Source organism: Pseudomonas sp. MYb118 (genome assembly GCF_040947875.1).
In the GTDB taxonomy this organism is placed as follows: Bacteria; Pseudomonadota; Gammaproteobacteria; order Pseudomonadales; family Pseudomonadaceae; genus Aquipseudomonas.
The window spans coordinates 635,314-654,898 of record NZ_JBFRXN010000002.1 but is presented as its reverse complement, the minus strand read 5'-3'; the positions used below and the strand labels follow the sequence as shown (position 1 = coordinate 654,898).

20 protein-coding genes are annotated in these 19,585 nt (G+C 60.7%); 11 read left to right on the top strand and 9 right to left on the bottom strand.

The genetic code is table 11. The features are described from left to right. Positions 1 to 108 precede the first annotated feature (108 nt). Entirely contained in the window at positions 109 to 546 is a 438-nt protein-coding gene (locus ABVN20_RS08760) for a YhcB family protein (protein ID WP_368555261.1), read from the bottom strand. A gap of 144 nt (positions 547 to 690) precedes the next feature. On the opposite strand from ABVN20_RS08760, the gene ABVN20_RS08755 reads away from it, so the two are divergent. The 3 genes from ABVN20_RS08755 to zapE all read left to right on the top strand — a co-directional run bounded on the left by ABVN20_RS08755 (position 691) and on the right by zapE (position 3,885). Continuing rightward, a complete protein-coding gene (locus tag ABVN20_RS08755; protein WP_368555260.1) occupies positions 691 to 1,320 on the top strand; it encodes an alpha/beta hydrolase in 630 nt (209 codons plus the stop codon). A 24-nt stretch (positions 1,321 to 1,344) separates the two neighbouring features. After that, positions 1,345 to 2,700, top strand: coding sequence for a tryptophan--tRNA ligase (locus tag ABVN20_RS08750; protein WP_368555259.1), 1,356 nt, complete (start codon positions 1,345 to 1,347; stop codon positions 2,698 to 2,700). 90 nt (positions 2,701 to 2,790) lie between these two features. After that, positions 2,791 to 3,885 (top strand): cell division protein ZapE, encoded by a 1,095-nt coding sequence (zapE, locus tag ABVN20_RS08745; protein ID WP_368555258.1) that lies wholly within the window; start codon positions 2,791 to 2,793, stop codon positions 3,883 to 3,885. A 342-nt stretch (positions 3,886 to 4,227) separates the two neighbouring features. Here the strand turns inward: zapE and ABVN20_RS08740 are convergent, their stop codons facing one another. The 5 genes from ABVN20_RS08740 to ABVN20_RS08720 all read right to left on the bottom strand — a co-directional run bounded on the left by ABVN20_RS08740 (position 4,228) and on the right by ABVN20_RS08720 (position 10,551). Next, positions 4,228 to 5,208 carry an asparaginase gene (locus ABVN20_RS08740; protein ID WP_368555257.1) on the bottom strand — a complete coding sequence of 327 codons (981 nt, stop codon included), beginning with the start codon at positions 5,206 to 5,208 and terminating at the stop codon, positions 4,228 to 4,230. Positions 5,209 to 5,271: 63 nt separating this feature from the next. Then, positions 5,272 to 6,465 carry a hypothetical protein gene (locus ABVN20_RS08735; protein ID WP_368555256.1) on the bottom strand — a complete coding sequence of 398 codons (1,194 nt, stop codon included), beginning with the start codon at positions 6,463 to 6,465 and terminating at the stop codon, positions 5,272 to 5,274. A gap of 15 nt (positions 6,466 to 6,480) precedes the next feature. After that, positions 6,481 to 7,368: a nitrilase family protein gene (locus tag ABVN20_RS08730; protein WP_368555255.1), complete on the bottom strand. Its 888-nt coding sequence runs from the start codon at positions 7,366 to 7,368 to the stop codon at positions 6,481 to 6,483. A 203-nt stretch (positions 7,369 to 7,571) separates the two neighbouring features. Further along, positions 7,572 to 9,518, bottom strand: a complete 1,947-nt coding sequence (locus tag ABVN20_RS08725; RefSeq protein ID WP_368555254.1) for a flavin monoamine oxidase family protein — start codon at positions 9,516 to 9,518, stop codon at positions 7,572 to 7,574. Between the two features lie 136 nt (positions 9,519 to 9,654). Then, complete coding sequence (locus ABVN20_RS08720; RefSeq protein ID WP_368557683.1) at positions 9,655 to 10,551, bottom strand: GlxA family transcriptional regulator; 897 nt, start codon at positions 10,549 to 10,551, stop codon at positions 9,655 to 9,657. Between the two features lie 242 nt (positions 10,552 to 10,793). Between ABVN20_RS08720 and ABVN20_RS08715 the strand changes: the two genes are divergently transcribed. Continuing rightward, positions 10,794 to 11,930, top strand: coding sequence for an acyl-CoA dehydrogenase family protein (locus ABVN20_RS08715; protein ID WP_368555253.1), 1,137 nt, complete (start codon positions 10,794 to 10,796; stop codon positions 11,928 to 11,930). Positions 11,931 to 12,038: 108 nt separating this feature from the next. Here the strand turns inward: ABVN20_RS08715 and ABVN20_RS08710 are convergent, their stop codons facing one another. Continuing rightward, complete coding sequence (locus tag ABVN20_RS08710) at positions 12,039 to 13,079, bottom strand: NADP(H)-dependent aldo-keto reductase (protein WP_368555252.1); 1,041 nt, start codon at positions 13,077 to 13,079, stop codon at positions 12,039 to 12,041. Between the two features lie 244 nt (positions 13,080 to 13,323). Between ABVN20_RS08710 and rplM the strand changes: the two genes are divergently transcribed. From rplM to ABVN20_RS08675, 7 genes are all read left to right on the top strand, one after another. Continuing rightward, the gene (gene rplM / locus ABVN20_RS08705) at positions 13,324 to 13,752 is read left to right on the top strand and encodes a 50S ribosomal protein L13 (RefSeq protein WP_085724052.1); all 429 of its coding nucleotides are present in this window, start codon (positions 13,324 to 13,326) and stop codon (positions 13,750 to 13,752) included. Between the two features lie 14 nt (positions 13,753 to 13,766). After that, a complete protein-coding gene (gene rpsI / locus ABVN20_RS08700) occupies positions 13,767 to 14,159 on the top strand; it encodes a 30S ribosomal protein S9 (RefSeq protein ID WP_119427677.1) in 393 nt (130 codons plus the stop codon). A gap of 266 nt (positions 14,160 to 14,425) precedes the next feature. Continuing rightward, positions 14,426 to 15,019 carry a ubiquinol-cytochrome c reductase iron-sulfur subunit gene (gene petA, locus ABVN20_RS08695; protein WP_368555251.1) on the top strand — a complete coding sequence of 198 codons (594 nt, stop codon included), beginning with the start codon at positions 14,426 to 14,428 and terminating at the stop codon, positions 15,017 to 15,019. Then, positions 15,019 to 16,230, top strand: a complete 1,212-nt coding sequence (locus ABVN20_RS08690; RefSeq protein ID WP_368555250.1) for a cytochrome bc complex cytochrome b subunit — start codon at positions 15,019 to 15,021, stop codon at positions 16,228 to 16,230. The genes petA and ABVN20_RS08690 overlap by 1 nt, the downstream gene beginning before the upstream one ends. Further along, positions 16,230 to 17,012 carry a cytochrome c1 gene (locus ABVN20_RS08685; protein ID WP_368555249.1) on the top strand — a complete coding sequence of 261 codons (783 nt, stop codon included), beginning with the start codon at positions 16,230 to 16,232 and terminating at the stop codon, positions 17,010 to 17,012. Before ABVN20_RS08690 ends, ABVN20_RS08685 begins: the two co-directional genes overlap by 1 nt. A 150-nt stretch (positions 17,013 to 17,162) precedes the next feature. Continuing rightward, positions 17,163 to 17,780 (top strand): glutathione S-transferase N-terminal domain-containing protein, encoded by a 618-nt coding sequence (locus ABVN20_RS08680; protein WP_368555248.1) that lies wholly within the window; start codon positions 17,163 to 17,165, stop codon positions 17,778 to 17,780. 16 nt (positions 17,781 to 17,796) lie between these two features. Continuing rightward, positions 17,797 to 18,216: a ClpXP protease specificity-enhancing factor gene (locus ABVN20_RS08675; RefSeq protein ID WP_368555247.1), complete on the top strand. Its 420-nt coding sequence runs from the start codon at positions 17,797 to 17,799 to the stop codon at positions 18,214 to 18,216. A 159-nt stretch (positions 18,217 to 18,375) separates the two neighbouring features. Here the strand turns inward: ABVN20_RS08675 and ABVN20_RS08670 are convergent, their stop codons facing one another. Continuing rightward, complete coding sequence (locus ABVN20_RS08670) at positions 18,376 to 18,954, bottom strand: BON domain-containing protein (RefSeq protein ID WP_368555246.1); 579 nt, start codon at positions 18,952 to 18,954, stop codon at positions 18,376 to 18,378. Next, a complete protein-coding gene (locus ABVN20_RS08665; protein WP_368555245.1) occupies positions 18,951 to 19,544 on the bottom strand; it encodes a phosphoheptose isomerase in 594 nt (197 codons plus the stop codon). Before ABVN20_RS08665 ends, ABVN20_RS08670 begins: the two co-directional genes overlap by 4 nt. Between the last annotated feature and the right edge of the window lie 41 nt (positions 19,545 to 19,585).

Genomic DNA, 19,585 nt, shown 5'->3' with positions numbered 1-19,585 from the left:
AGCGAGCTTGCTCGCGATAGGCCAGACCTGCCACCCTAAAACCACCAGACACAAAAAAGCCCCCGGACAATCACCTGTCCGGGGGCTTTTCATTGGCGTGAACGCTGCTTACTTCTTCAAGCCATAATGCTCATCGAGCATGCCCGGTGCGTTCGGGGCTTTTGGCGCGTAGTCGCGCGGCGGCTCCTGGTTGCGCGGCGGTGTCAGGCGCTCGCGTGGCGCGGCCACGCTCGCCTCGGAGTGCAGCGAAGCCAGCAGGCGTTGGCGGGTCTGCTCGTCCAGGGCCAGGCGGTTGGCGCCCTCGGCAAGATGATCCTGCACTTCCTGGTAGCTCTGAGTCAGTTTCTTGACCAGCGATGCGGTGCTGTTGAAGTGGGTGACCACCTCGTTCTGATAACTGTCGAAGCGTTCCTGAATGTCATCCAGCTGACGTTGCGTGCTGCTCGGGGCCGCGTTCGGCACCAGGCGAGCGATCAGGAAACCAATGGCGACACCCACGACCAGGGCAAGAGTCGGCAACAACCAAACTAAGAGCGAGTGTTCCACGAGTCCTTCCTCTATAAACGGCTTTGCTTTACGTTAACGGCTCGAACCTGCGCTGTATACCGCGATTCACTCGCAATACACTGGCACAGACAATTTGCTAGACGAGTCGACCCGAATCAAGGTCACGGAGTTCCTTTCTTGCTTATGCGCGAAACCCCTGTAGTGATTGATGGCCCGGTGGGTCAACTGGAAGCCCTTTACCTGGAAGTCGAGGCCCCGTGTGGCGTGGCATTGATCTGCCATCCCAACCCGGTGCAGGGCGGCACCATGCTCAATAAAGTCGTATCGACCCTGCAGCGCACCGCACGTGATGCCGGCTTGATCACCCTGCGTTTCAACTACCGTGGCGTCGGCGCCAGCGCCGGCAGCCACGACATGGGCACCGGCGAGGTCGATGATGCCCAGGCCGCGGCGGCATGGCTGCGGGCCAAGCACCCTGATCTGCCACTGACCCTGTTCGGCTTTTCCTTCGGCGGTTTTGTCGCCGCCAGCCTCGGCGGGCGCCTGGAAGCCGGCGGCGAGCAGCTCAAGCACCTGTTCATGGTGGCGCCGGCGGTCATGCGCCTGGGCGATGCCGATCCACTGCCGCAGCACGGTGAACTGACCGTGATCCAGCCGGAAACCGACGAAGTCATCGAGCCGCAAGTCGTCTACGACTGGTCTGCGCAACTCCAGCGCCCCCATGAGCTGCTGAAAGTGGCAGAATGCGGACACTTTTTTCATGGCAAGCTGACCGATCTCAAGGATCTTATCCTGCCGCGTCTTTCGAATTGATTGCAGTCTGACAAGCGATTACCCATGACGACTCGTACCCGTATCCTCACCGGCATCACCACCACCGGCACGCCGCACCTGGGCAACTACGCTGGCGCCATCCGCCCGGCGATCGTCGCCAGCCGTGACAGCAATGCCGATTCGTTCTATTTCCTGGCCGACTACCACGCCCTGATCAAGTGCGATGACCCGCTGCGCATCCAGCGCTCGCGCCTGGAAATCGCCGCGACCTGGCTGGCCGGTGGCCTGGATGTGGAGCGCGTGACCTTCTATCGCCAGTCCGACATCCCGGAAATCCCCGAGCTGACCTGGCTGTTGACCTGCGTCGCCGCCAAGGGCCTGCTCAACCGCGCCCACGCCTACAAGGCCTCGGTGGACAAGAACGTCGAGACCGGCGAAGACCCGGATGCCGGGATCAGCATGGGCTTGTACAGCTACCCGGTGCTGATGGCGGCGGACATCCTGATGTTCAACGCGCACAAGGTGCCGGTCGGTCGTGACCAGATCCAGCACGTGGAGATGGCCCGCGACATCGGCCAGCGCTTCAACCACCTGTTTGGCCAGGGCAAGGAGTTCTTCACCCTGCCTGAAGCGCTGATCGAGGAAAGCGTGGCCACCTTGCCGGGCCTGGACGGCCGCAAGATGTCGAAAAGCTACGACAACACCATTCCGTTGTTCAGCAGCGCCAAGGACATGAAAGACGCGATTTCGCGGATCGTTACCGACTCCCGTGCCCCGGGCGAAGCGAAAGATCCGGACAACTCGCACCTGTTCACCCTGTTCCAGGCCTTTGCCACCCCGGCGCAAGCCGACGAGTTCCGCAGCGAACTGCTGCAGGGCCTGGGTTGGGGCGAGGCGAAAAACCGCCTGTTCCAATTGCTGGACAACGAGTTGGGCGAGTCCCGTGAGCGTTATCAACAGCTGATCGAGCGCCCGGCGGACCTGGAAGACATCCTGCAACACGGTGCGAAAAAAGCCCGTGCGGTGGCCACGCCGTTCCTCAACGAACTGCGCGAGGCCGTGGGCCTGCGTTCTTTCGTCGCCCAGGCGCAAGTGGCGGCGACCACCAAGAAGAAGGCCGCGAAGGCAGCACGTTTCGTCAGCTTCCGTGAAGACGACGGCAGTTTCCGTTTCCGTCTGTTGGCGGCCGATGGCGAGCAACTGCTGTTGTCGCGCAACTTCGCCGACGGTAAAGCTGCCGGCCAGGTGAGCAAACAACTGCAAGCCGGCCAGCCATTGGACGTGCGCAGTGAAGCACTGAGCTTCAGCGTGTGGCTGGAAGGCGAGTGCGTGGCCGACAGCCCGACCTTCGCCGACAGCGCCGCTCGCGACAGTGCGATCGACGCTTTGCGGGTCGCGCTGACACCGGTTCAGGAATAAACGACGGCACGGCCCGACCAAGGGCTGATTGCCATTCCCCCGGGCCATCGCTAAAGTGACGGCCCGTTTTTGTTGCCTTGCTAACGAATTATGACGCCCCTAGAACGATATCAAGCTGATCTGAAACGCCCGGAATTCTTCCATGACGCCGCGCAGGAAACGGCTGTGCGTCATTTGCAGCGCCTGTACGACGATCTGATCGCTGCCGATCAGAACAAGCCGGGCCTGCTGGGCAAGCTGTTTGGCAAGAAAGATCAGCACCCGGTCAAGGGCCTGTATTTCTGGGGCGGCGTCGGGCGCGGCAAGACTTACCTGGTCGACACCTTCTTCGAAGCGCTGCCGTTCAAGGAAAAGACCCGTACGCACTTCCACCGCTTCATGAAGCGCGTGCACGAAGAAATGAAAACCCTGGGCGGCGAGAAAAACCCGCTGACCATCATCGCCAAGCGTTTCGCCGCCGAGTCGCGGGTGATCTGCTTCGATGAATTCTTCGTTTCCGACATCACCGACGCGATGATCCTCGGCACGCTGATGGAAGAGCTGTTCAAGAACGGCGTGACCTTGGTCGCCACCTCGAACATCGTGCCGGACGGCCTGTACAAGGACGGCCTGCAACGTGCGCGTTTCCTGCCGGCCATCGCGCTGATCAAGCAGAACACCGAGATCGTCAACGTCGACAGCGGCGTCGACTATCGTCTGCGTCACCTCGAACAGGCGGAACTGTTCCACTACCCGCTGGACGAAGTGGCCCACGAAAGCCTGCGCAAGAGCTTCCGCGCCCTGACGCCGGAATGCACGGCGGCGGTGGAGAACGATGTACTGATCATCGAAAACCGCGAAATCCGCGCCCTGCGCACCTGCGATGACGTGGCCTGGTTCGACTTCCGCGAACTGTGCGACGGCCCGCGCAGCCAGAACGATTACATCGAACTGGGCAAGATCTTCCACGCCGTGCTGCTCAGCGGTGTCGAGCAGATGAGTGTGACCACCGATGACATCGCCCGCCGGTTCATCAACATGGTCGACGAATTCTATGACCGGAACGTCAAGCTGATCATTTCCGCGGAAGTCGAGCTGAAGGACCTGTACACCGGTGGTCGTCTGACCTTCGAATTCCAGCGTACCCTGAGCCGCCTGCTGGAAATGCAATCCCACGAATTCCTCTCCCGGGCCCACAAACCCTAAGCCACTCGCGCCCCCTGTAGGAGCGAGCTTGCTCGCGATGGAAGCCCAGACACCACGGGCTTCAAGACTCTCCGCGTCATCGTTGACGACCATCGCGAGCAAGCCCGCTCCCACAGGGAAATGCATGCCTCTGTAGGAGCGAGCAAGCTCGCGATGGAAGCCCAGACACCTCGGGCTTCCAAGTTCTCCGCGTCATCGTTGAAGACCATCGCGAGCAAGCCCGCCCCCACAGGGAAATGCATGCCTCTGTAGGAGCGAGCTCGCTCGCGATGGAAGCCCAGACACCGCGGGCTTCCAGGCTCTCCGCGTCATCGTTGACGACCATCGCGAGCGAGCTCGCTCCTACAGGGGGGTGAGGTGGTGTTCCAATTCGTCCTGCCGTTGGCAGCCGATCAGCAGCCACAGCAGGATCCTGGCCTTGCGCGGGCAGAGAAATCCGGCCATGAAGGCGCCTTTGTCGATCAGGTCCCGTTCGCTGCCGATGAAACCGTAGCTCGATCTGGCCGTCGAGCCGGATCCGGTGCGTGTGGCGATGACCACCGGGATCTTTTCGGCGATGTGCACGATGGCGTCCGCCCAGCGCTCGGAAGCATGCCCGGCGCCGAACCCGCCGATCACCAGCCCGTCGTAACCCAGGGCGACGATGTTCTCCAGCAACAGGCTGTCGGCGGACAGTGACGCTTCCAGCAAGGCAACGTTCTGGGACGTGCGCTGTGGCACCGGCAGGACGGTGCGTTGGCCGGGTGGGCGCAGGTAGTGAACGTTGCCCTCTACCATCAACCCCACCGGGCCGACGATGGCGGAGGAGAATGCCTGCAGCGCCAACGAGTCGGTCTTGCGCACGGCCCCGGCCGAGTGAATTTGTCCGTTCATCACGACCTGGACGCCTCTTCGACGACTTTCGACCGCCAGCGCTACCCGGCAGCCGTCGAGAAAATTCGCCGGGCCGTCAGCCCCGGCCTGGTCTGCCGAACGCATGGCGCCCGTCAGCACCAGCGGTTCATCGTGCGCCCACAGATAGTCGAAGAAGGCCGCGGTTTCTTCCAGGGTGTCAGTGCCCTGGGTGATCACCACGCCCGTTGCGCCTTGTTCGACCTGCTCGTTGGCCCAGCCGAGCACGCTGAGCAGGAACTCGAAATCCAGGGAAGCGCTGGGCAGCAGTCCGAGGGTTTCGACCGTTACCCGCGCCATGGCCCTCAATTGCGGCAGGGACGCCAGCAGGGTTTCGCCACTGACGGTCGGGATGACACCTTCTCCGGCGCTCCTGGCCTGCATGCTGACAGTACCGCCGAGCGCGGCGATGGCCAGTTTGGGCAAGTCCATGTGATACCTCGCTTGCTTGTGATGAGCGTGACTGTACCGCGCCTGCGGCACAGCCGTGAGGGCTCAGTGGGCGATCAGAAAGCCGATGAACGGAATGATCAGCAGGGTACTGATCGCCATGGACAGCACGTTGGCGATGAAACCATGCATGTCGGCGGGCAGCCGCTTGCCGATTTCGCAGGCCAGCGGCGGTGCAATCAAGGCACCCAGCAGCGCGCTCATGACGATCACCTGCCACGACCCGCCGTAACTCAACAGTGCGGCGGGCACCACCGAGACCAGGGGAATGTAAGTCGGGTACCAGCCATGGGCCATCCAGTGTCGACGCCAGATCAGCACGCCCAGTGCCGAGGTCAGCGCCTGGGCGCCAATCAGTTGCGGCAACAGCATCGAGCCATAGGCCGGGCTCGCCGGGTTCAATGTGAACGCCAGCAACGCACCGAGAATCAGGCCGAGGCTCGCCCATTCATTGCCGTAGAACGGTGCTTCGGAAAAGTCCGCGAGGACTCGACGCAGGTACCAGACGACCCCGTAGTCCGGCGATTGCACGGGGGCGGGCGCGGCAGGTGGCTCGCCAGCAGTCGCCGACTTCACCAGGCCGGGCCAGTAACGACAGAGCAGAAAGGCCAGTACGCTGGCAACCGCCATGCCCGTGACATTGCCAATCACCACCGGTAATGCCAGCGGGTTGCACAGGTAGTTGACCATCAGCAGGCACATCGGCGTCACCAGTGCGGCGCCCATGATCGCGCCGTTGATCGTGACCTTCCAGCCGCCACCGAACATCAGCACCATCGCTGCCGGCAGTGACACGAACGCTGCAAAGGTGGGCTGCCAGCTCGTCGCGGTCACCGTCCAGCCCCACAGCAGGTTGCTCAGCAGCAACCCGAGCAGCGAACTGGTCACCAGCCACGGCCATAACCCGCTGCCGTAGGAGATGGCAAACCCTTGCCAGCGCCGCCGGGTGCGGTTGGCCCACCAGGCCAGGTACGCGCCGGCCAGCAGGCCGATGGAGGCAAACTCGTGTTTGTAGAACGCCACCTCGCTGATGTCACCCAGGACCCAGCGCAGCCAGGCGCTGGGGGCGGGCAGGGTCGTCAGCAAGTCGCTGTAACCTGGCCAGTGAGCCGACCAGTGCAGGCGATTGCTGATTGATATCCAGGCCACCATCAGCGCGCTGGCGATGATCAGCAGGACGACCGCGGTATCGAGCCGCGACCAGTGGGACAGGCGGTTTTTTCCGGTTGTCGTGTGCATGACTCGGGCCCCCTCTCAGCGTGGCAGGCAGCAATGCTGGCGGTAGCCGAGCATCTGATCGTAGAGGTCGGTCCTGCGATCGCGATGCAGGTCGTTGAGGTCGTTCCAGATCGGCGCACTGCGGGCGCTGGTCAGGTCGATGTCGGCAAACAGGATTTCCTGCCGGTCGGCCGAGGCCACCGCCCCCAGCGGCCAGCCGTTGGTGCCGGCGATCAGTGAGCAGCCGAGGTAACGCGCACCGCGTTCTTCGCCGATCCGGCTGGCGGCGGCGATAAACACGTTGTTTACATGGGCGGCGGTCATCGTCAGGTACGAGGCCATGCATTTGCCCGCCTCGTCGAACAGCGGCGGCGGTGTCCAGACCCAGTTGTTCAGGCTGCAAATGATGTCCGCGCCTTGCTGGCTGAGGATGCGCGGCACTTCCGGGAACCAGATGTCCCAGCAGATCAGCAGGCCGATGCGGCCGATCGGCGTGTCGAACACCGGAAAGCCCAGGTCGCCCGGGGTGAACCAGAGCTTTTCCAGGTTCCACAGATGGGCCTTGCGGTACTTGCCGATAAAACCGTCGGGCCCGGCCAGCACACCGGTGTTGAACAGGCGCGTGCCGTCGCGTTCGGCCAGCCCGACGACCAGGTAGATCCGGTGCCGGCGGGCGAAATCTATCCACAGGCGCACGCTCGGCCCGTCGGGCACCCCTTCGGAATGGGCAAACGCGTCCTGGCGGTTGTTGAAGAAGTAACCCGTATTGGTCAGCTCAGGCAGGACGATGAGATTGGCACCTCCTTTCACCGCCTCTTCGGCCAATGCCAGGCTTTGATGCAGGTTGTCCTGACGATTGCCGACGCCGACCTGTGGATCGAATTGCACCACTGCTACACGAACAGGGCTTGCTGGCTCGCTCATTCCGATGACCTCTTTTTATTGTTATTCACGTTGTTTAACAGCGTGTTTATTAGGTGTTGAAACGGCGGGCGAGAAACAGTCAGCGGTTTCCGGGAAGGGCGTAGGCCTAATCCGAGAGTGCGTGAAGTTTTTTTACCGAGCGGGCGGGGAAGGTTGTAAGACAGAGCCAAGGCATAAGCTGCATGGCTCTGGAATGCGGGTTGTCAGGCTTCGAGCTGGTAGTGCGGAAGGTCACTCATGGAAAAGCCGCCGTTAAACGTCGCGGCGGTCCTGTTGCAAATGTGGATGACCGCATCCACCGCTCCGCGAAAGCAGGGTTCGGTCCAGCCGGCGTCGACGGAAAACGATTCGCCGGAAAAATACAGGCCGGAAACATGGGCGAAGTCGCGGTTGTATTTCATCAGGCGCACCGCGTCGTAGTAGGCGCCGGGCCGATACAGCTTGGCGCAGCCCAGCGCGTTGCGGTCGGTGATCCAGCGCTGCACCACGGCCTGGTCCAGGCCGATGTAGGGCGAGATTTTCTCCCTGATGTTGCGGGCGTTCATCAGGATGCGATCCAGCTCATTCACGCAGCGGCTGATCAGCTCCTTGTCGCTGAAGGCGCAGAGTTTGGTCGCATCGTCCTCCCAGGTGTAACTCAGGAGGATGCAGTCGTAGCTGTAGCGCTCGTTGTAGCGGTAGGTGTAGACGTCATGGATGAAGCTGTCGGTGACGATGACCTGGGGAATGCTGGTGTTCTTCGACAGAAAGGATTTCTTTAACGGCGCGAACACTTTGCAGCTGGTTTCCCAGTGTGCGGTCTTGTAGGCATTGATGGTTTCGAACGGCAGCATCTGCGGGGTGAAACCTTCCAGTTGCAGGCGCGTTTCGATCAGCCAGGAGGGCAGTGTCATGATCACCGAGTCGAAATCGTCGAACTCTTCCCGGACCTGATCGGGCTGGCTGTGGTGCCAGTCGAAAAACACGCGGATCTTGCCGTTGGCGAGTTTCCTCAGGCGGGTGACGGAACTGTCGGTCAGCAGGCCGTTGGTGGTTTCGCGGCTGTGTTCATGCACGGATTTGCCGGTCTCGGCGATGTTCATGAACAACAGGCATTCGCCCAGCGCCGCCAGGCCGATGTAGCGGGGCCGTTCAAAGGCCAGGCCTCTCGAGTCCAGGGCCGCTTCACCGTCGAGATAGGGCGCCTGCAGAGGATCGCCCTGGGCATCGACCCGGCCATGGATCAGTTGCAGTTGGCTGCTGAAGCCGAAGATGGCGGTGCGCAGGGGGTAGAGGCAGCAGACGTCGTAGAAGGCGCCCCAACTGCCATCGCCGATACCGATTGCATAGAAAATCGCCGACTCTTCGGCCGACATGCCCATCCCTCCGAAATCCCCCGGCGCCAGCGCGTCCCAGGCTTGCAGGACGGGCAGGCTGACCAGATCGCGGAAGGACACACGCTGGTACTTCTCGACGATGGCGGCCCACATCGCCTCCCACTCGGGGCTGCCGTACACCTGGGCCACGTGCTGGGTCATGCGGTCGGCGAAGGTCTTCCATTTGCCGAAGACCCTTTGCAGCGCTTCGCCGGGCGGCGGCGTGCGGCCATCGGGGTTATTCCAGATCAGCATCTGCGGCGCTGGCCCTTCGCCCATGCTGCCTTCTCGCAGGTAAATGCCGGTCGAGCGCACCCAGGGGCTGCCGGGGTTGGCGAAGTCGGAAAACTTCAGGTCGAAGGCCTGGGTGTAGTAGGCCATCAGTGATCGGCCTTCGGTGGGTGGTTCGCCGGCCCGGTTGAAGAAAGGCATGCGCATGGCGCCCATTTCGAACGGTGTGTGGCTGCGCGAGGAATGACGGCTGCCGGGAACGGTCAGGTGCCGGCCACCGATCCGCCGGGCTTGCTCCATGAGGGATATTTGGCTGAAGCCTGCGCGATAGAGTTCTCGGGCGGCGGTCAGCCCGGTGATGCCGGCACCGATGATGCAGATTTTGTGTTGTGGGTCCGTTGACCGGGCGATGCCGTTTTGCTGTTCGACCAGCGCGCGGTAGTCGAAGCACAGGTCAGGCGGGTTGGGAAAGCGCCCGGCCCATTTGTTGGGCGTCGAGCGCTTGGCGCGCGCGGTCTCGCGGCTGACGAAGGCGGGGTACTCGTAGCTTGATCCGATAGTCACTGTTGATCTTCCGTGAGGGTGAATACCCGGAAGATGGTGGTGCTTTCACCAGCGTCTGTCTGTGAGCCGAATCGGGGGCCGGGCCGTTCTGCATTCCCTTTTTACAGTGGGAAAACAGTCCTCCGGCCCCGTTCGTTCAAGCCGCCTGCTGGAATTGCTGGCGATACTGGTTGGGTGACAGCTCGGTGTGCTGACGGAACAGCCGTGCGAAGAAGCTCGCATCGTCGTAGCCGACCTCATAGCTGATGGTCTTGATGCTTTTGCGGCTGCCGGACAGCAGTCCCTTGGCCGTCTCGATGCGCAGGCGCTGCAGGTAATGCAGCGGCTTGTCACCGGTGGCGCTCTGGAAGCGGCGCATGAAGTTGCGGATGCTCATGCCGTGCTCGCGCGCCACGTCTTCGAAGCGGAACTTGTCGGCGAAATGCTCTTCGAGCCAGTGCTGGATCTGCAGGATGATCACGTCCTGGTGCAGTTTCTGCCCACCGAAGCCGATACGGCCCGGCGCATAGCTGCGCTGCACTTCATAGAGAATGTCCCGGGCCACGGCCTGGGCGACATTGGCGCCACAGAAGCGCTCGATCAAGTAAATGTAGAGGTCGCACGCCGAGGTGGTGCCGCCGGCGCAATACAGGTTGTCGGCGTCGGTCAGGTGTTTGTCCTGATTCAGATGCACCCTGGGGAAGCGCTCGGCGAAGGCATTGAAGAAGCGCCAGTAGGTGGTCGCTTCCTTGCCGTTGAGCAGCCCGGCCTCGGCCAGCCAGAACACCCCCGTGGCCTCGCCGCACAGCACCGCGCCACGCGCATGCTGCTGGCGCAGCCATGGCAGCACCTGTGGATAACGTTGGCACAGGGTGTCGAAGTCGTCCCAGAACGCCGGAAGGATAATGACGTCGGCATTTTCCAGGCCGCCGTCCACCGGCATGATCACATCACTGAAACTGTTCACCGGTTTGCCGTCGGGGCTGACCAGGCGTATTTCGAACGCTGGTGTCAGGCCCAGGCCCAGTTGTTTGCCGTAACGCAGGCTGGCCAGATGGAAGAAATCCTTGGCCTGCATGAGGGTGGAAGCGAAAACCCGGTCGATGGCCAGGATGCTGACGCGCCGCAGGGGCGTGGAGGCTTGGTTAGACATAATTCAAACTTATTCTTATAGGGGAAAGTGGTCACCAGACGGCTGGATCGTCTTATTTTTTGTCGGATGTGTCCAGTGTCCTGTATCGGTCGCGCACCTTAGGCTCTGGAGATTCATCCTCTAACAATAACGACAGGTGCCGCATGATCCCCAGAACCTTGTTCAGTCCCGAGCACGAACTGTTTCGCGACAGCGTACGCACGTTCCTCGAAAAAGAGGCCGTGCCGTTCCACGCCCAATGGGAAAAACAGGGCTACATCGACCGTCAGTTGTGGAACAAGGCGGGGGAGGCGGGAATGCTCTGCTCGCACCTGCCCGAGACCTACGGCGGGCTGGGCGCGGACTTCCTCTACAGCGCAGTGGTGATCGAGGAAGTGGGGCGGCTGGGACTGACCGGCATCGGCTTTTCCCTGCATTCGGACATTGTCGCGCCGTACATCCTGCATTACGGCAGTGAAGAGCTGAAACACAAATACCTGCCCAGACTGGTGTCAGGTGAAATGGTCACCGCGATTGCCATGACCGAGCCGGGCGCCGGCTCCGACCTGCAAGGGGTGAAGACGACGGCGGTGCTCGACGGTGACGAGTACGTGATCAACGGCTCGAAGACCTTCATCACCAACGGCTATCTGGCGGACCTGGTGATAGTCGTCGCCAAGACCGACCCGAAGGCGGGCGCCAAGGGCACCAGCCTGTTCCTGGTCGAAGCCGACACGCCGGGCTTCGCCAAGGGCAAGCGCCTGGAAAAAGTCGGCATGAAGGCGCAGGACACCTCCGAGCTGTTCTTCCAGGACGTACGCGTGCCCAAGGAAAACCTGCTGGGGCAGGCCGGGATGGGCTTTGCCTACCTGATGCAGGAATTGCCCCAGGAGCGCCTGACTGTGGCGGTGGGTGGCCTGGCCTCGGCCGAAGCGGCATTGCAGTGGACGCTGGACTACACCCGTGAGCGCAAGGCGTTCGGCAAGTCGATCGCGGACTTCCAGAACACCCGCTTCAAGCTGGCGGAGATGGCCACCGAAATCCAGATCGGCCGGGTCTTCGTCGATCGCTGCCTGGAACTGCACCTGCAGGGCAAGCTCGACGTGCCGACGGCGGCGATGGCCAAGTACTGGGGCACCGACCTGCAATGCAAGGTGCTCGACGAGTGCGTGCAGCTGCATGGCGGCTATGGCTTCATGTGGGAATACCCGATTGCACGGGCCTGGGCGGATGCGCGGGTGCAGCGAATTTATGCGGGGACCAATGAAATCATGAAGGAGATCATTGCCAGGGCGCTGTGATCGGCTTTTGATCGGGGTTGCTTCATCGCGAGCAGGCTCGCTCCCACAGGGTTTCTACACCGAAAACCTGTGGGAGCGAGCCTGCTCGCGATGGGGGCTACCGATCAATCAAGGCGCCGGATTCGGGTGATCCTTGTGAATCGCCTCGATCCCCGCCAGTACTTCATCCGACAGTTTCAGGTCGAAACTGGCGATGTTGCTGTCCAGTTGCTCCAGGGTCGTGGCGCCGATGATGTTGCTGGTCACGAACGGCTGCTGGGTGACGAAGGCCAGGGCCATTTGCGCCGGGTCCAGGCCGTGTTCACGGGCCAGGGCGACATACCGGCTGCACGCCGCTTCCGACTGCGGGTTGAAATAGCGGCTGAAGCGGCTATAGAGGCTCAGGCGACCTTTCGGCGGGCGCGCGCCCCCTTCGTATTTACCCGACAGGAAACCGAACGCCAGCGGTGAATAGGCCAGCAGGCCGCATTGTTCGCGGATGGCGATTTCCGCCAGGCCCACTTCGAAGCTGCGGTTGAGCAGGTTGTACGGGTTCTGGATCGACACCGCACGCGGCCAGCCACGGGCTTCGGCCAGGGCGAGAAAGCGCATGGTGCCCCACGGCGTTTCGTTGGACAGGCCGATGTGGCGGATCTTGCCGGCCTTGACCTGTTCGTCCAGCGCTTCGAGGGTGTCCTCCAGCGGGGTCAGGTTGGCTTCGATCTTGTGCTTGTAGCCGAGCTGGCCGAAGAAGTTGGTGCTGCGCTCGGGCCAGTGCAACTGATAGAGGTCGATGTAGTCGGTCTGCAGGCGCTTGAGGCTGGCGTCCACAGCTTCGCTGATGTGCTGGCGGTTGTGGCGCAGGTTCTTGTCGCGGATGTAGTCGATGGTGTTGCCGGGGCCGGCGATCTTGCTGGCCAGGATCCAGTCGGCACGGTCGCCGCGGCTCTTGAAGTAGTTGCCGATGTAGCGCTCGGTGGTGGCGTAGGTCTCGGCCTTGGGCGGCACCGGGTACATTTCGGCGGTGTCCATGAAGTTGATCCCGGCGCCCTTGGCCCGTTCGATCTGGGCAAAGGCTTCGGCCTCGCTGTTCTGCTCGCCCCAGGTCATGGTGCCGAGGCAAAGGGCGCTCACGTTGAGATCGGTCCGGCCTAGCTGGCGGTATTCCATCAGGTGCTCCTTGGGCAAAACAATCATAAAAGCAGGTTGAAATATTTTTCGCAATCTGGATAATTGCGCACCTCTTTCTGCAGTGGAAGTGATGCGCCGCCGCCGAAGAATCTTGCCGTTGAACGGACGCGCCGACCCGAGCCCCCGAAAGCGTCTGTATCCGGCTGCCTTTGACTTGTCAAAGTACGCACTATTCAGTAAGATCCGCCGTCTTATTTACAGGCGGCCCCTGAGGCTATAAAGAATGAAAACTTTTACTGCTAAACCGGAAACAGTAAAGCGCGACTGGTTCGTCGTCGACGCTGCTGGTCAGACCCTGGGTCGTCTGGCCACCGAAGTCGCTAGCCGTCTGCGTGGCAAGCACAAACCTGAGTACACTCCTCACGTTGACACCGGCGACTACATCGTCGTTATCAATGCCGAGCAGATCCGTGTTACCGGTGCTAAAACCACTGACAAAATGTACTACTCCCACTCCGGTTTCCCGGGCGGCATCAAGTCGATCAACTTTGAAAAGCTGATCGCCAAGGCCCCTGAGCGCGTGATCGAGACCGCGGTCAAAGGCATGCTGCCTAAGAACCCGCTGGGTCGCGACATGTACCGTAAGCTGAAAGTCTATGCGGGCGCTGCACACCCTCATACTGCTCAGCAGCCCCAAGAACTGAAGATTTAACGGAATAGTTCATTATGTCGGCGACTCAAAATTACGGCACTGGCCGTCGCAAGACCGCAACCGCACGCGTTTTCCTGCGTCCGGGTACTGGTAACATCTCCATCAACAACCGTTCGCTGGAAACCTTCTTCGGCCGCGAAACTGCCCGCATGGTAGTTCGTCAGCCGCTGGAGCTGACCGAGACTGTCGAGAAGTTCGACATCTACGTCACCGTGATCGGCGGTGGTGTAAGTGGTCAAGCTGGCGCAATCCGCCACGGTATCACCCGCGCTCTGATGGACTACGACGAAACCCTGCGTAGCGCTCTGCGCAAAGCTGGCTTCGTTACTCGCGACGCCCGTGAAGTTGAACGTAAGAAAGTCGGTCTGCGTAAAGCGCGTAAGCGTCCGCAGTACTCGAAGCGTTAATTCGCTTTCTCGTTCAAAAAGAACGCCCAGCCCCTCACGGAGCTGGGCGTTTTTTTATGTGCGCGATTTATCAAAGAATTGCGCTGTGACAACGTGCCACATCCGTAGAGGCCCTATACTACAAGGCTTGGCACTGGAGCCCTTCGGTAATTACCTTGTCAGGATTGGGGCTTTTCATTACCATTCGGCAAAATTTTTATAAGTACATAGTTTTATTTAGTAGATGCCTGATTTAACAGGCCACAAAGCTGATGGGAGAGGACTGAATGAGCAATGACGGCGTGAATGCAGGCCGGCGTCGCTTCTTGGTAGCAGCCACATCCGTGGTGGGTGCTGCAGGAGCGGTGGGGGCTGCGGTCCCGTTCGTGGGGTCATGGTTTCCCAGTGCCAAGGCGAAAGCCGCCGGTGCACCGGTGAAAGTGAATGTCAGCAAAATCGAGCCAGGTCAGCAGATGGTTGCTGAGTGGCGCGGTCAGCCGGTGTTCATCGTCCGCCGTACTGAGGAAATCCTGGGGAATCTGAAAAAGATCGAGGGCCAGCTGTCTGACCCGACCTCCAAGAACTCGGTTCAACCGACGTATGTCGATCCGGAAGTGCGTTCGATCAAGCCCGAGATTCTGCTGCTGATCGGCATTTGTACGCACCTGGGTTGCTCGCCAACCTTCCGTCCGGAAGTGGCGCCCGCGGATCTGGGTAAAGACTGGGTAGGCGGCTATTTCTGCCCTTGCCACGGCTCCCACTACGATCTGGCTGGCCGTGTCTACAAGTCGCAACCTGCGCCTTTGAACCTGCCAGTACCCCCGCATTCCTATGAGTCCGACGAGATCATTGTCGTTGGCGTCGATACGGAGAAAGCGTGATGAGCAAGTTCATGGATTGGGTTGATGCACGCTTTCCCGCGACCAAAATGTGGGAAGACCATCTCAGCAAGTACTACGCCCCGAAGAACTTCAACTTCTTCTACTTCTTTGGCTCCCTGGCGCTGCTCGTTCTGGTCAACCAGATCGTCACCGGTGTCTGGCTGACCATGAGCTACACCCCGTCGGCGGAAGAAGCATTCGCTTCCGTCGAATACATCATGCGCGACGTCGAGTACGGCTCGATCCTGCGTCTGCTGCATTCCACCGGCGCTTCGGCGTTCTTCATCGTGGTTTACCTGCACATGTTCCGTGGCCTGCTCTACGGTTCGTACCAGAAGCCGCGTGAGCTGGTGTGGGTGTTCGGCATGCTGATCTACCTGGCGCTGATGGCGGAAGCCTTCATGGGCTACCTGCTGCCATGGGGCCAGATGTCCTACTGGGGTGCCCAGGTGATCATCTCGCTGTTCGGTGCGATCCCGGTCATCGGTGACGACCTGACCCAGTGGATCCGTGGTGACTACCTGATTTCCGGCATCACCCTGAACCGCTTCTTCGCACTGCACGTGGTGGCCTTGCCGATCGTGATCCTGGGCCTGGTGGTGCTGCACATCCTGGCGCTGCACGAAGTGGGTTCGAACAACCCGGATGGCGTGGACATCAAGAAGCTCAAGGACGAAAACGGCGTACCGCTGGACGGCATTCCGTTCCACCCGTACTACACCGTGAAAGACATCGTCGGCGTGGTGGTGTTCCTGTTCGTCTTCTGCTCGATCGTGTTCTTCTTCCCGGAAATGGGCGGCTACTTCCTCGAGAAGCCGAACTTCGAAGTGGCGAACGCCTTCAAGACCCCAGAGCACATCGCTCCGGTCTGGTACTTCACGCCGTTCTACGCGATCTTGCGTGCGGTTCCGGACAAGCTGCTGGGTGTTATCGCCATGGGTGCGGCCATTGCCGTGCTGTTCGTCCTGCCGTGGCTGGACCGTAGCCCGGTCAAGTCCATGCGCTACAAGGGCTGGCTGAGCAAAATCTGGCTGTGGGTGTTCTGCATTTCGTTCGTGATTCTGGGCGTACTGGGTGTATTGGCCCCAACCCCTGGCCGTACGTTGCTGTCGCAGGTCTGCACCTTCCTGTACTTCGCCTACTTCATTTTGATGCCGTTCTACACCAGGCTCGAGAAGACCAAACCGGTTCCGGAAAGGGTGACTGGCTGATGAAAAAGCTATTTGCTGTACTGATTCTTGCTGCTTTGCCTGTCCTGTCGTTCGCGGCTGAACACGGTGGTCCGGAACTTGAAAAAGTCGATATCGACGTTTCCGACAAGGCTGCCATGCAGGATGGCGCGCGTACGTTCGCCAACTACTGCATGGGCTGCCACAGCGCCAAGTTCCAGCGCTATGAACGCGTTGCGGACGACCTGGGCATTCCCCATGAGCTGATGATGTCGAACCTGGTGTTCACGGGCGCCAAGATCGGTGACCACATGAGCATTGGCATGCAACCGGCCGACGCCAAGACCTGGTTCGGTGCTGCGCCGCCTGACCTGACCCTGGTGGCTCGCGTTCGTGGTACCGACTGGCTCTACGGTTACCTGAAGTCGTTCTATGAAGACCCTGCGCGCCCTTGGGGTGTGAACAACAAGGTCTTCCCGAACGTGGGCATGCCGAACGTACTGGTGGGCCTGCAGGGTCGCCAGGTCGTCGGTTGCAAACAAGTGCAGATCGTCGAAGACGGCAAGAAGCAATATGATCCGCTGACCGGTACCGCGCTGACTCATGAAGCGTGCGATCAGCTGACCATCGTGCCGAAAAGCGGTGCTCTGACCGAAGAGCAGTTCGATGAGAAGGTCAAGAATCTGGTAACCTTCCTGGCTTACTCGGCTAACCCGGTTAAGCTGCAACATCAGCGCATTGGTACCTATGTCTTGCTGTACCTGGCGTTCTTCTTCGTATTCGCTTACCTGCTCAAGCGCGAATACTGGAAAGACGTGCACTGATAACGCTTCAAGCAATTGCTGTTAATCGCGCGCGCCCAAGGGCGCCTCTGAAAGTGTAACGAGCCTGGTCCGCCAGGTGTTACGGGAGGCGCCCTCTGGGCGCGCTCGTTTTTCCGCTTCCGATAACTTCAACAAGCGAGGAGGACCGCCATGGGCGTGACCAATCGGTTGGCCTGTTACTCCGACCCCGCCGACCACTATTCCCACCGGGTGCGCATCGTACTGGCAGAGAAGGGTGTCAGCGCCGAGATCATTTACGTGGAAGCTGGCCGCCAGCCGCCTAAACTGATCGAGGTCAACCCTTATGGAAGCCTGCCCACCCTGGTCGATCGCGACCTGGCGTTGTGGGAGTCGACCGTGGTGATGGAGTATCTGGATGAGCGTTACCCGCACCCGCCCTTGCTGCCGGTTTACCCTGTGGCGCGTGCCAACAGTCGACTGCTGATTCACCGTATTCAGCGTGACTGGTGTGGCTTGGTGGATCTGATCCTGGATTCGCGGACCAAGGAAGCTGCTCGTGTCGTGGCTCGTAAAGAACTGCGCGAGAGCCTGACCGGCGTGTCGCCGCTGTTCGTCGACAAGCCGTTTTTCCTCAGTGAGGAACAAAGTCTGGTGGATTGCTGCCTATTGCCAATACTCTGGCGCTTGCCGATTCTGGGTATCGAACTGCCGCGGCCAGCCAAGCCGCTGCTTGATTATATGGAGCGCTCGTTTGCGCGTGAGGCATTCCAGGCGAGTCTGTCTGGTGTCGAACGCGAGATGCGCTAAGGCTTAAGGAGCCGCTATGAACTCCAGTCGACCTTATCTGGTCCGCGCGCTCTACGAGTGGATTGTGGACAACGACTGCACCCCGCACATGCTGGTCAATTCCGAGTACCCGTCGGTGCAGGTGCCGCAGGGTTTCGCCAGCGACGGGCAGATTGTCCTGAACGTTTCCCCGGCTGCCGTGCGTCATCTGCACATGGACAACGAAGCCGTCAGTTTCGAGGGGCGTTTCGGTGGCGTGCCGCACACCCTGTACGTACCTATCGCGTCGATCCTGGGTATTTATGCGCGGGAGAATGGCCAGGGCATGGTCTTCGATCTGGAATCGCCCCTGGGCGACGAGGATGAGGACGAGATCGAACCGGACGACGATCTGCCGCCACCGGACAGCGAACCACCGCGCCCCAGCGGCCGGCCGAGCCTGAAAGTGGTGAAATAAAAAAAGGCGATCCTTCTGGATCGCCTTTTTTGTATGTATGTAGCGGTACCTGTAGGAGCGAGCTTGCTCGCGATGGGAGTGTCAACGATAACGCTGGGCTGTCGAATGCCTGCGGTGTCTGGGCTACCATCGCGAGCAAGCTCGCTCCTACACCTACAGTCAGTCGATGTATTCGAACAGCTTCACAATCTTCTGCACCCCGGAAACACCCTGCACCAGATTGGTCGCCTGCGCCGCTTCCTGCTTGGTCAGCAGGCCCAGCAGGTAGACGATGCCGTTCTCGGTCACTACCTTGATGCGCGAGCCCGGAATGTTCGGGTCGGTGAGCATCTGGGTCTTGATCTTCGAGGTCAGCCAGGTGTCGTTCTGGCGTGCCAGGAAGCCGGACGGTGGCAACACTTGCAGTTCGTTATGGACCTTTTTCACCCGCTGGACCGCAGCCGCGGCTTGTTCAGCCTTGGCCTTGAGGTCTTCGCGCGGGGTTTGCCCGGCGAGCAGCACGATACCGTTGTAGCTGGTGACGACGATGTGGGAGTCGTTGTCCAGGGCCGGATCGGCCTTGCGCACGTTCACGCCGACCTTGGTGTCGATCAGGGAATCGTCGATCTTGCTGCCCAGGGTGCGCGTGCCACGGTCGTCATCAATCGGTGCTTCACGGCTGGCATTCACCACCGAGGTGCAGCCGCTGATGCCAAGGCACAGGGTCAAGGCCAGAAGGCCCAGGCGATTAGGGGTCATTCTTCACTCCCGAACAGTTGGCTGTCGATCAAGTCGCAAAGGCAATGGATCGCCAGCAGGTGGACTTCCTGGATACGTGCGGTGACGTTGGCCGGTACGCGAATCTCCACGTCCTCGGGCAACAGCAGCGACGCCATGCCGCCGCCGTCACGTCCCGTCAATGCTACGACAATCATTTCGCGATCATGTGCGGCCTGGATCGCTTGAATTATGTTGGCCGAGTTGCCGCTGGTGGAAATCGCCAGCAACACATCGCCGGGCTGGCCGAGCGCGCGGATCTGTTTGGAAAACACTTCGTTGTAGCTGTAATCGTTGGCGATCGAGGTGATCGTCGAGCTGTCGGTGGTCAGGGCGATGGCCGGCAGGCTCGGGCGCTCGCGCTCGAAGCGGTTGAGCAGCTCGGACGAGAAGTGCTGGGCATCGCCGGCAGAACCGCCGTTGCCGCAGGAGAGCATCTTGCCCTCATTGAGCAGGGCGTTGACCATGACCTGGCTGGCTTGCTCGATGTGCGGTGCAAGTACGTCCATCGCCATTTGCTTGGTATCGATGCTGGCCTGAAAAAGCTGGCGAATTCGGGATTGCATGTCCATCTGTGTGACCTTAATTGGCGCGGCCCACATGAATGTGCAGC

What these genes read in the sequence shown, in the direction of transcription:
- ABVN20_RS08755 (WP_368555260.1), top strand. Translation starts at nt 691, where the DNA reads ATGCGCGAAACCCCTGTAGTGATTGATGGCCCGGTGGGTCAACTGGAA.
- ABVN20_RS08750 (WP_368555259.1), top strand. Translation starts at nt 1,345, where the DNA reads ATGACGACTCGTACCCGTATCCTCACCGGCATCACCACCACCGGCACG.
- zapE (WP_368555258.1), top strand. Translation starts at nt 2,791, where the DNA reads ATGACGCCCCTAGAACGATATCAAGCTGATCTGAAACGCCCGGAATTC.
- ABVN20_RS08740 (WP_368555257.1), bottom strand. Translation starts at nt 5,208, where the DNA reads ATGGACTTGCCCAAACTGGCCATCGCCGCGCTCGGCGGTACTGTCAGC.
- ABVN20_RS08735 (WP_368555256.1), bottom strand. Translation starts at nt 6,465, where the DNA reads ATGCACACGACAACCGGAAAAAACCGCCTGTCCCACTGGTCGCGGCTC.
- ABVN20_RS08730 (WP_368555255.1), bottom strand. Translation starts at nt 7,368, where the DNA reads ATGAGCGAGCCAGCAAGCCCTGTTCGTGTAGCAGTGGTGCAATTCGAT.
- ABVN20_RS08715 (WP_368555253.1), top strand. Translation starts at nt 10,794, where the DNA reads ATGATCCCCAGAACCTTGTTCAGTCCCGAGCACGAACTGTTTCGCGAC.
- ABVN20_RS08710 (WP_368555252.1), bottom strand. Translation starts at nt 13,079, where the DNA reads ATGGAATACCGCCAGCTAGGCCGGACCGATCTCAACGTGAGCGCCCTT.
- rplM (WP_085724052.1), top strand. Translation starts at nt 13,324, where the DNA reads ATGAAAACTTTTACTGCTAAACCGGAAACAGTAAAGCGCGACTGGTTC.
- rpsI (WP_119427677.1), top strand. Translation starts at nt 13,767, where the DNA reads ATGTCGGCGACTCAAAATTACGGCACTGGCCGTCGCAAGACCGCAACC.
- petA (WP_368555251.1), top strand. Translation starts at nt 14,426, where the DNA reads ATGAGCAATGACGGCGTGAATGCAGGCCGGCGTCGCTTCTTGGTAGCA.
- ABVN20_RS08690 (WP_368555250.1), top strand. Translation starts at nt 15,019, where the DNA reads ATGAGCAAGTTCATGGATTGGGTTGATGCACGCTTTCCCGCGACCAAA.
- ABVN20_RS08685 (WP_368555249.1), top strand. Translation starts at nt 16,230, where the DNA reads ATGAAAAAGCTATTTGCTGTACTGATTCTTGCTGCTTTGCCTGTCCTG.
- ABVN20_RS08680 (WP_368555248.1), top strand. Translation starts at nt 17,163, where the DNA reads ATGGGCGTGACCAATCGGTTGGCCTGTTACTCCGACCCCGCCGACCAC.
- ABVN20_RS08675 (WP_368555247.1), top strand. Translation starts at nt 17,797, where the DNA reads ATGAACTCCAGTCGACCTTATCTGGTCCGCGCGCTCTACGAGTGGATT.
- ABVN20_RS08670 (WP_368555246.1), bottom strand. Translation starts at nt 18,954, where the DNA reads ATGACCCCTAATCGCCTGGGCCTTCTGGCCTTGACCCTGTGCCTTGGC.
- ABVN20_RS08665 (WP_368555245.1), bottom strand. Translation starts at nt 19,544, where the DNA reads ATGGACATGCAATCCCGAATTCGCCAGCTTTTTCAGGCCAGCATCGAT.